Below are 8,427 nucleotides of genomic sequence, written 5' to 3' on the forward strand. Positions count from 1 at the left end.
GGATAGTAACCATTATCTTGAGGAGGATAATAGGTATTATTTTGTTGAGGTGGATAATATCCATTGTTTTGAGGTGGATATTGAGGTTGTTGTGGATAGTTAGGATATTGTTGATTGCCATAATTTTGTTGTGGGTATTGATTATATCCGTTTTGTTGATAAGGTGGTTGTTGCATATTTGGATCTTGCATACGTGTCTTATCGTAATCTATCTTTCCAACCTTTCTAGAATTCATTCTAGCCTTGTCATATTGTTCAGACTTCTTTGGAATGAATATAAGTAAAGCAATAACAACTGCTGGGATGATTAATCCTATAATTAAAATAACTCGTAAAGCCTTGGAATTATTAGTATTTGTTTGATTTGAACTGCTACCAGACTCTTGGCTATTAATAAAATTAATAACTTCTAGATTTGCAGATACAGTATATGTTTCAAATTGAGCTGTAGTTGAACCAAAGAAAGTAGTATCTCCTTCAATAACTTTAATATATGTCTTTGTGTTATCGTCAGATTTACCGAGATAATAAACATGAATTAATGCTGGATCTTTAGAGGTGCTAATTCCATCTAAAGTTTCAAAAGATAATGCGGAGCCAGAGAAGGATAATTCAATATTTGGATATGCATTATCATCAGTGATTGCAGCACCTGAATATTGAGTAGTTGTCTTCTTAGATAATGAATCTGCTTTTTCTTTTGAGATTGTTCCAACTAATCCTTTATAAGATACAGGAACATCATATGCTGTAGCTTCTCCAACAATCTTCAAATAATAAGACTCAGGAATCTTAAACAAGTTATCTCCTTGGTATACAAAATACACGCTAGAAGATGCAGCTGTCTTAGATAATGTGTCTTGTGGAATATAGTAATATTGTGTTTCGTCATCTGCTAAAGCAATGCCTCTATTGAGTGCAAATAAGCAGAAAGAGAACATTAAAAATGTCATTACTAATATTGATATAAATATATATTTCTTGGCTTTACTCATAATACTTTAGTATACAACAAAAAATCTTAAAAATAAAGAGCGTTATATTATTTTTTACTTTCAAGTAAAAGACAATATAAAAAATATATTCAAAGATTGAAAAATAAAGGCATTATGTGTAAAATAAACCTTATGGAAATGTTGCATGGTTTTGATCCTGTTTTTAATGAAAATAGCAAGATTTTAATTCTTGGTAGTTTTCCTAGTGTTTTATCTAGAGAAACATCATTCTATTATGGAAATCCAAGAAATAGATTTTGGAAACTTATTGCAAAAATAGCAAATGATATAGAACCAACAACTAACGAAGATAAAAAAGCATTTCTTTTGAAACACAATATTGCTCTTTGGGATATTCTCATGGAGTGTGAGATAAAAGGATCTGCAGATTCATCCATTAAGGGATATGAAGTAGCAGACTTGAGTATAGTTTTATCCAAAGCAAATATTGAAAAGATATTTCTCAATGGAAAGAAAAGTTATGAGGTGTTTTGTAAGAGATATCCAGAGCTAATTAAGATTGCAACTTATCTTCCGTCCACATCTCCAGCAAATGTGTCTTTCGATGAAAAGATATGGTTAGAATCACTAAAAGGATTAATATGAGAGCATTAGATTTAGTTCATGATACCATTAAAAAATATATTAAGCCAGGCGATATTTGTATAGATGCAACAATGGGCCGTGGCTATGATACATCTTATCTATCTAAGCTAGTAGGAGAAAATGGAAAGGTGGTATCTTTTGATATTCAGCAGTCCGCCTTAGATTCTACAAAACAATTACTAAAAGATAGAGGACAAAATAATTGTGAACTCATATTAGATTCACACGAGAATATGTGTAAATATTTAGAAGAAGATAGTGTTTCTTGTATTCTTTTCAATTTAGGATATCTTCCAAGTGGAGACCATAATATATATACGCATGCAAAATCCACAATAAAAGCTATTGAAGATGGTCTAAAACTTCTTAAGAAGGACGGAATAATGTGTGTATCTATCTATTATGGCGGAGATTCTGGATATGAAGAAAGAGATGAACTATTACCATACCTTAGAAATATGGATGATAGTAAATATCAAGTTATTATGGCATCTTTCTATAATTGGAAGAATGATCCACCTATTCCAGTATTTATTACAAAGGTGTAATATGGATGATAATAGAAAGAAAGTATTATTATTGTTTAAGAAACAAAAAGAACTATTAGATACATTTGTATCTAGAGATGCAATTTCTAAGGAACAATATATTATATCTTTAAATGGATTAATAGAAAAAATGAATATAACAAAAGAAGAATTAGAGGAGATACAAAAAGATGTTCTTTAATGATATTACAATTGGTATGAAAAATGATTTAGATCCAGTTGAAGTAAAAGAAGATGAAATGTTAGCTTTTGCTGAAAAATATGATAACTGTCCTATACATACAGATATAGAATATGCAAAGACAACAAAGTTTGGCAAAATCTTGTCTCCTGGATTATTAACATATGCTCTTGTTTGGAGTAAGTATTTAGAAAAAGATTTCTTTGGCGAAGAACTAATTGCTGGCAAATCTACAAAAATGGAATGGCATGCACCTGTTTTTGCAGGAGAAATCTTATATGGAAAGGTAGAGGTTATAGATAAAATAGATAGAAATCCAAAGAACGGCATTGTTGTTATACAAATAAACGTTTATAATAAAGAGGATGCCTTGCTATTATCTAGCACTACAGAGGCAATTGTTAAAAAGAAAATAAATGGATAAGAAAGAGTTATTTTTAGTTCCTTATTCCCACTTAGATACACAATGGAGATGGGATTATCCTACAACCATAAAATGGTTGATTCGTAGGACTATGCGCAAGAACTTTAGACTCTTTAAAAAATATCCCCATTATGTTTTCAATTTTACTGGTTCTAGAAGATATTCTTTAATGAAAGAATACTATCCAGAAGATTATAAGAAAGTCCAAGAATATGTAAAGATGGGTAAATGGGTGCCAGGAGGCGCTTGTATAGATGAAACAGACGCATTAACACCAAGTGCAGAATCTTTAATTAGAAACATACTATATGGAAGGGAGTATCAAAAGAAAGAATTTGGAGTGGTTTATAAGGATTATATGCTTCCAGATTGTTTCGGATTCCCAACGAATTTCCCAACATTATTAAAACATTGTGATGTTACAGGTTTTTCTACAGGAAAACTTGAATGGCATTCTGCAAATGGTATTCCATTTAACCAAGGAATATGGGAAGGACCAGATGGTTCTAAATTACTTTGTGCTTTAAATCCTGGCAATTATATGTCCCATATGTTTGTTCCACCAACAAAAATTAAGAAGAGAACACAGAAGGTGGAAGAAGTTGGCGAGAAGACGGGTGTTTATAAATCTTACCAATATTATGGTGTAGGTGATTTTGGTGGATCTCCAAGTCTCATTTCAATTTGGAATGCAGAAAGAGATATTAAAAAGCCAGGTGATATTAAAGTCGTTCAAGGTGCGTCCGAAGATTTTTATAAAAATTTAACAGATGATGAGATATCTAAGTTTGACACTTATACAGGCGATTTGCTTTTGATAGAACATTCAGCAGGAACATTGACAACTAATGGACCTATAAAAAGATTAAATAGAATGAATGAAAGAATGGCATATGCAGCAGAATATGTTGCTTTGCTTGCTGAAAAGGTTGCTGGTGTTCCATATCCTAAAGAAGAAATAGAGAAGACTTGGTATAAAGTTGTTGGCAGCCAAATGCACGATATTATTCCAGGTACATGTCTACCAAGTGCTTATAAGTATTCATATAATGACGAAATTATTGCACTAAAGACTTGGAGAAAAATAATAGATGATTCTATCCAAGCGATATATCCACATCTAGAGGGTGGTGAGATAGTTATCTTTAATCCAGCTGATTATGAAAGACAAACAATTTGCGAATTTGAAATACCAGGTTTTGATTTTTCTAAGAAATATGGTTTGAAAGATAGCGAAGGTAATATATACCCAATTAGTTTAACCAACAAGAACACTATGATATCTGCCCCATATCTCAAACCATTTGAGATTAAGAGATATAGTATTGTAACAGTAGAGAAGAAAAAGACACCATTAACATTTAAACTAGATAATGGAATAACGATGGAAAATGAGTATATCTCTATATCCATTTCAAAAGAAGGGGAGATTTACTCAATTAAAGATAAAGTTAAAGGGAAGGAAATTCTTGAATCTCCATTGGCATATCATCTTCTCGAGGAAAAGCCTGTTAAATATCCAGGTTGGAATATGTATTGGAAAGATAGACAAAAGGAACCAAAGGATGTTCTAACTAAGGGATATGTTCAAATAATAGAAGATAACTCTACAAGAAAGAAGATATCTATTACCACACAATATAATAAATCTACTTTTACAAAGATTGTATCTCTTGGCAAAGATGACAAGATGATTACCTTTGAAGAACAATTGGAATGGAAAGAAAAAGGGAAGTCTTTAAAAGTTGCTTTGCCTCTTGCTATGGATAATCCAACATTCCTAACAAATATGGAAACATGTTTTGTTGAAAAGGGAGTAAATAACGAGAAACAATTTGAAGTACCTTCTAGATATCTTGTTAAAGCAATGAGTGATCAATATGGCGTAGCTTTAATAGAGAATTGTAAATATGGATATGATATTCCAAAAGACAATATGCTAAGAATGACTTTAGTATATACACCATTGGGAAATATAACAGCACTTAACTACGAACAGTATTTCTCTGACTGGGGAGCACATTATATTAGTTATGCGATTTATCCTTTTGAAAAAGATGATGCTGAACAACAAGCACAATTATTTAATAACACTAATAAAATCTATCTAGCAGATAAAATAGTGAAGGATGTAAAAGAGGCTAAATTGTTCGATCTAGATTATTCTAAATTAGGTGTCCTTGCTGTTAAGAAGTCTGAAGATGATTCAGGTATGATTTTACGCTTATATAATAGAACAGATGATACTGTCTCAAGTACTATTAAATTCTATGAAGATATTAAGGAAGCATATCTTGTAAATGGTGTAGAAGATGTTATTGAGAAGATAGATGTAAAGGACAATTTGTTGAACGTATCGATACTTAAAAGTTCGATTTGTACAGTTAAAGTCGTTTTTGCAATTAAAAATGAGTTAAATACAAAGGAAATTATAAATTCGGATAACTATAAAGATGCCATAGATTGTAAGGGCCAAATTATTAATATTGATGAGGGTTACAATAAGCTTAGTTTATATGTTATAGCTAAGAATAAAGACAAGTTTACCGTAAAGATAAATGATAGATATATTACTAACGACGTGTCATCATCCTATGGATTTATGATTTCGTATAATGAAAGAAAATGGTTGCTTCCACAGTTTAGTGCATTCCTACACACACTAGATCATGTATGGTTTAATTTCTATGCTGGTTTAAAAAAGAATTATGTAAACAATGATAAACTTGGAACATACTTTACTCATTATGATACAAAGGATAATTACTATAAGCACTTACATGTATACAGAATAGATGTAGATACAAAAGGTGCAAAATCAATAGAATTACCAAATAATGAAAATATTAAGGTATTATCCATGATAGCATGGAATGGTACTTGTATTGTTAAAGATATAGAAAAGAAAAAAGATATGCTTTATATCTAGTCTTGTTTACTTGGCAAACACTCAATAAGAGTTGCACTAGTATTTGATGTAACCTTGAACTTATTTTGAGCAGAGAATGGGAGGAAGAAATAATCTCCCTTTTTTATTTTCTTTGAATAATTATCTCCAACTATTTCTGCTTCGCCGTTAACACATATATAAACACATGGTCCATATGTCATTGTAAACGAACCACCATTCTTTATTGTGTATCTATTTTCTGCAAAGCATGTAGTATCTTCATATGTTATAAGTTTTTCTTTAATATATGTATCAGTATTAATTTCAATTTTTGGATTAACTTGCGCATATTTTTTTGCATCATCTCCGTAGATATCATAGTTAATACAATCTAGGGCAGTATTTTTATCTAATCCAATATATTCTTCATCATAAGATATATGATAATCTCCACACCATCTTTCTGGTTGAATTGTAAAATCCGTTGGTTCTTGTACTTCAACAATAGTGCATCCTGCTCCAATAGCATGAATAAGACCCGCTTTAATAAGCCAGATATCTCCTTCTTTTACATCTACACCCTGAAGGAGTGAACCCATAATATCTTTTTCAATTTCGCTTCTATCTTCAAGAGCAGATAATTCTTCTTTGCTTATTTTGTTTTTAAAACCAAAATATAGCTTTGCATTTTTTCTTGCTGCAATAACTAGCCATGCTTCAGTTTTACCATAACTACTATTGAAATATTTTCTAGAGAAGTCTTTTGTTGGATGTACTTGGAATGGGAGTCTTATAGCACTATCTAAGAATTTTACGAGGCAGTCGTATTTTCTATTGCCGAGGAGTTCTTGAGCATGTTCAGATAAAAGATCATCAAAAAAGATGTTTGTATCTTTTATAATAGATACACCATCTCTTGGTCCAAAATACTTAGGATTAATTGCTTTAACTTTACTTGCAATCCATTCTTCAGGGAACATGTTGTCCTCATCTGGATCATAGCCAGTTGCATCGTTAAATAAATCTTTGTACGTTTTACCGCCTAAATAAATTCTATAAACTCTATTTCTTTCAAAAAATATCGGTTGAGTTAATAATTTTTCCATAATTTCTCCTTAACTATTAAATAGTTCTTCTAGTAAACCCTTAAGTCCTTTTTCATTATACACCTTTTGATAATAATTAAGCTCCCTATTTATTATATCATCTAGTGCTTTATAGCTTCTCATTTCTATATCACAGGTATCATCATATAATCTAATGCCCGTGTCTACATGTAATTTTTTGCCCTGCTTAATTCTATTATTAACTTGGTTTAGTTCAGCATTGTCTGTATGAACATTATCTATCATTTCACCAAGATCTTTGTTTCCTTTAATGGCATATACTTCCATTCCATCTGCTTTTGGAACTTTGAATTCATACAATTGATTAAAAACTGCAGAGGCCGTGTCACAAAGTGAAGTAGCCATAGAATCCTTTTCGTTTGTTACCATATTGATATTCATTAGCATTAAACCATCATCGTTTAGATGGTCATAGACCATGTTAAAAAATTCAACTGTTGTCATTTGGAATGGCGCAGATACAGAGGAATAGGCATCGACAAGGATTATGTCATAAGTCTCTTGAGTTCTTGATATGAAATTTCTTCCATCATCACAAATAACATTTATGTCTTTAGGCATATGAAAATATTCATAGGACAAATCTATAATCTTTTGATCTATTTCAACTGCAGTTATATCACAATCTATTTGGAGATAGTTTCTAAGCATGGTCGCATATGTGCCAGTGCCATTTCCTAGGATAAGAATTTTAGGATTTTCCTTAACTAAATAAGGACTTATTAAAAGATAGTCGTAATATAGCTTTGTTAGTGAATCATCTTCATTAATTGCGGACTGAATGCCAAATATAACATTGGTTGAGAAGGAGTATTTTTTCCCTTCCTTATCTACCTTTAGATAATTATACATCGACTCATCTTCTTTAACTAAAGTGGCTTCATTCCAGAAAACAAAGGACGCATTGGTTGAGAATATTAACCCAACAGCCAAAATGAGTGTAAATACAGACATTACTATTGTCATTTTAACTTGTTTGCCCCAGCTAACTTTTGGCTTTTTAATCTTCACTTCGCTGCCATCCTCAACAGGTTCTTCCTGTTTGTTCATGTTTATATCTATTAGGTTCGTTATCAAATAGAGAAGAGCCATGAAAGCTATTGCTCCGCCAAAGAGAACGAATGAATTACTTGTTCCAATAAATGGTATGGTTAAGAATGTTGGCAAGAATGTTCCTAAAATAGAACCAATAGTATTGAGTGCTTCAAGAGTTCCAATTACTTTTCCAGATGCTTTTTCACCCATAGCATATTTAACTAAAGATGGTGTTACTTTTCCTAAGAAAAGAAGTGGAGGAACAAATAAAATAATACAAGAGAACAATGCAGCCCAGATAACTAGGTTGTTTTTTATAAAGAGGGCAAAGAGTGCAGTGATACCAGCAATTACATATCTTCCGACAAAAGGTATAATTACTATATAGGCACCAGCAAATAGCAATTCGAGGTATAGTCTTACATAGGATGGTTTTTTATCTGCTTGTCTACCACCCCAGTAATTGCCGATAGCCATTGATATCATGATAACTCCAATAATTAGAGTCCAAACAACCTGACTTGAAGAGAAGTAGGTTGATATTAGCCTTGATGCGGACATTTCGACTCCCATAAGAGCCATACCCACAATCAATTCTGTTACAAAGTAATATACCTTTGA

At 31.6% G+C, this 8,427-nt stretch carries 8 protein-coding genes; 5 read left to right on the forward strand and 3 right to left on the reverse strand.

The features are described 5' to 3' along the window. Positions 1 to 995, reverse strand: a 995-nt coding sequence (locus tag J6Y29_00880) for a hypothetical protein (GenBank protein ID MBP5426445.1), incomplete at its 3' end; no start/stop codon positions are given. A gap of 132 nt (positions 996 to 1,127) precedes the next feature. Here J6Y29_00880 and J6Y29_00885 point away from each other — a divergent pair. The 5 genes from J6Y29_00885 to J6Y29_00905 are packed head-to-tail and all read left to right on the forward strand — an operon-like array spanning position 1,128 to position 5,683. Continuing rightward, positions 1,128 to 1,601 (forward strand): DNA-deoxyinosine glycosylase, encoded by a 474-nt coding sequence (locus J6Y29_00885; protein ID MBP5426446.1) that lies wholly within the window; start codon positions 1,128 to 1,130, stop codon positions 1,599 to 1,601. Further along, on the forward strand, positions 1,598 to 2,149 hold the full coding sequence (locus J6Y29_00890; GenBank protein MBP5426447.1) for a class I SAM-dependent methyltransferase: 552 nt from the start codon (positions 1,598 to 1,600) through the stop codon (positions 2,147 to 2,149). The genes J6Y29_00885 and J6Y29_00890 overlap by 4 nt, the downstream gene beginning before the upstream one ends. A gap of 1 nt (position 2,150) precedes the next feature. Then, positions 2,151 to 2,330 carry a hypothetical protein gene (locus J6Y29_00895; protein ID MBP5426448.1) on the forward strand — a complete coding sequence of 60 codons (180 nt, stop codon included), beginning with the start codon at positions 2,151 to 2,153 and terminating at the stop codon, positions 2,328 to 2,330. Then, positions 2,320 to 2,754 carry a hypothetical protein gene (locus J6Y29_00900; GenBank protein MBP5426449.1) on the forward strand — a complete coding sequence of 145 codons (435 nt, stop codon included), beginning with the start codon at positions 2,320 to 2,322 and terminating at the stop codon, positions 2,752 to 2,754. Before J6Y29_00895 ends, J6Y29_00900 begins: the two co-directional genes overlap by 11 nt. Next, positions 2,747 to 5,683: an alpha-mannosidase gene (locus J6Y29_00905; protein MBP5426450.1), complete on the forward strand. Its 2,937-nt coding sequence runs from the start codon at positions 2,747 to 2,749 to the stop codon at positions 5,681 to 5,683. Before J6Y29_00900 ends, J6Y29_00905 begins: the two co-directional genes overlap by 8 nt. Here the strand turns inward: J6Y29_00905 and J6Y29_00910 are convergent. Next, positions 5,680 to 6,750 carry a class I mannose-6-phosphate isomerase gene (locus J6Y29_00910; GenBank protein MBP5426451.1) on the reverse strand — a complete coding sequence of 357 codons (1,071 nt, stop codon included), beginning with the start codon at positions 6,748 to 6,750 and terminating at the stop codon, positions 5,680 to 5,682. The two genes, J6Y29_00905 and J6Y29_00910, sit on opposite strands and share 4 nt — an antisense overlap. 9 nt (positions 6,751 to 6,759) lie before the next feature. Continuing rightward, a partial coding sequence (locus tag J6Y29_00915) for a fused MFS/spermidine synthase (protein ID MBP5426452.1) occupies positions 6,760 to 8,427 on the reverse strand: 1,668 nt, incomplete at its 5' end.

Source organism: Clostridiales bacterium (genome assembly GCA_017961515.1).
In the GTDB taxonomy this organism is placed as follows: domain Bacteria; phylum Bacillota; class Clostridia; order Acetivibrionales; family RGIG10202; genus RGIG10202.